Source organism: Pseudomonas sp. Root329, from assembly GCF_001424925.1.
Lineage (GTDB): Bacteria > Pseudomonadota > Gammaproteobacteria > Pseudomonadales > Pseudomonadaceae > Aquipseudomonas > Aquipseudomonas arabinosi.
The window spans coordinates 1-2,500 of record NZ_LMCV01000001.1 but is presented as its reverse complement, the minus strand read 5'-3'; the positions used below and the strand labels follow the sequence as shown (position 1 = coordinate 2,500).

The following is a 2,500-nucleotide window of genomic DNA, read 5'->3' as shown; positions in this document are numbered from 1 at the left end:
CTAACTGGAGGACCGAACCGACTACCGTTGAAAAGTTAGCGGATGACCTGTGGATCGGAGTGAAAGGCTAATCAAGCTCGGAGATAGCTGGTTCTCCTCGAAAGCTATTTAGGTAGCGCCTCATGTATCACTGTAGGGGGTAGAGCACTGTTTCGGCTAGGGGGTCATCCCGACTTACCAAACCGATGCAAACTCCGAATACCTACAAGTGCCGAGCATGGGAGACACACGGCGGGTGCTAACGTCCGTCGTGAAAAGGGAAACAACCCAGACCGTCAGCTAAGGTCCCAAAGTTATGGTTAAGTGGGAAACGATGTGGGAAGGCTTAGACAGCTAGGAGGTTGGCTTAGAAGCAGCCACCCTTTAAAGAAAGCGTAATAGCTCACTAGTCGAGTCGGCCTGCGCGGAAGATGTAACGGGGCTCAAACCATACACCGAAGCTACGGGTATCACTTAGGTGATGCGGTAGAGGAGCGTTCTGTAAGCCTGTGAAGGTGAGTTGAGAAGCTTGCTGGAGGTATCAGAAGTGCGAATGCTGACATGAGTAACGACAATGGGTGTGAAAAACACCCACGCCGAAAGACCAAGGTTTCCTGCGCAACGTTAATCGACGCAGGGTTAGTCGGTCCCTAAGGCGAGGCTGAAAAGCGTAGTCGATGGAAAACAGGTTAATATTCCTGTACTTCTGGTTATTGCGATGGAGGGACGGAGAAGGCTAGGCCAGCTTGGCGTTGGTTGTCCAAGTTTAAGGTGGTAGGCTGGAATCTTAGGTAAATCCGGGATTCTAAGGCCGAGAGCTGATGACGAGTTACCCTYTGGGTGACGAAGTGGTTGATGCCATGCTTCCAAGAAAAGCTTCTAAGCTTCAGGTAACCAGGAACCGTACCCCAAACCGACACAGGTGGTTGGGTAGAGAATACCAAGGCGCTTGAGAGAACTCGGGTGAAGGAACTAGGCAAAATGGCACCGTAACTTCGGGAGAAGGTGCGCCGGTGAGGGTGAAGCATTTACTGCGTAAGCCCATGCCGGTCGAAGATACCAGGCCGCTGCGACTGTTTATTAAAAACACAGCACTCTGCAAACACGAAAGTGGACGTATAGGGTGTGACGCCTGCCCGGTGCCGGAAGGTTAATTGATGGGGTTAGCTAACGCGAAGCTCTTGATCGAAGCCCCGGTAAACGGCGGCCGTAACTATAACGGTCCTAAGGTAGCGAAATTCCTTGTCGGGTAAGTTCCGACCTGCACGAATGGCGTAACGATGGCGGCGCTGTCTCCACCCGAGACTCAGTGAAATTGAAATCGCTGTGAAGATGCAGTGTATCCGCGGCTAGACGGAAAGACCCCGTGAACCTTTACTATAGCTTTGCACTGGACTTTGAATTTGCTTGTGTAGGATAGGTGGGAGGCTTTGAAGCGTGGACGCCAGTTCGCGTGGAGCCAACCTTGAAATACCACCCTGGCAACTTTGAGGTTCTAACTCAGGTCCGTTATCCGGATCGAGGACAGTGTATGGTGGGTAGTTTGACTGGGGCGGTCTCCTCCTAAAGAGTAACGGAGGAGTACGAAGGTGCGCTCAGACCGGTCGGAAATCGGTCGTAGAGTATAAAGGCAAAAGCGCGCTTGACTGCGAGACAGACACGTCGAGCAGGTACGAAAGTAGGTCTTAGTGATCCGGTGGTTCTGTATGGAAGGGCCATCGCTCAACGGATAAAAGGTACTCCGGGGATAACAGGCTGATACCGCCCAAGAGTTCATATCGACGGCGGTGTTTGGCACCTCGATGTCGGCTCATCACATCCTGGGGCTGAAGCCGGTCCCAAGGGTATGGCTGTTCGCCATTTAAAGTGGTACGCGAGCTGGGTTTAGAACGTCGTGAGACAGTTCGGTCCCTATCTGCCGTGGACGTTTGAGATTTGAGAGGGGCTGCTCCTAGTACGAGAGGACCGGAGTGGACGAACCTCTGGTGTTCCGGTTGTCACGCCAGTGGCATTGCCGGGTAGCTATGTTCGGAATAGATAACCGCTGAAAGCATCTAAGCGGGAAACTAGCCTCAAGATGAGATCTCACTGGGACCTTGAGTCCCCTGAAGGGCCGTCGAAGACTACGACGTTGATAGGTTGGGTGTGTAAGCGCTGTGAGGCGTTGAGCTAACCAATACTAATTGCCCGTGAGGCTTGACCATATAACACCCAAGCAATTTGCTGWCCTGAARRGGCRCCAGATTGCGGTGTGTGAAGACGAAACGAACCGAAAGTTCGAGATACTCACAAAACACCYGCTGTCACATACCCAATTTGCTGAAGCGAGACCAACAGGTCACGACTCAGTACCCGAATTTCTTGACGACCATAGAGCATTGGAACCACCTGATCCCATCCCGAACTCAGCAGTGAAACGATGCATCGCCGATGGTAGTGTGGGGTTTCCCCATGTGAGAGTAGGTCATCGTCAAGATTAAATTCCGAAACCCCTATCTGCGTATGCAGGTAGGGGTTTTGT

The 2,500-nt window shown here is 52.2% G+C and carries 2 rRNA genes (1 of these 2 cut by a window edge); both read left to right on the top strand.

The annotated features are described in order from the left end of the window. Window positions 1-2,183, top strand: a 23S ribosomal RNA gene (locus ASC74_RS00010) (it extends 709 nt beyond the left edge of the window). A 156-nt stretch (window positions 2,184-2,339) separates the two neighbouring features. Continuing rightward, a 5S ribosomal RNA gene (rrf, locus tag ASC74_RS00005) occupies window positions 2,340-2,455 on the top strand. The last annotated feature ends 45 nt before the right edge of the window (window positions 2,456-2,500 follow it).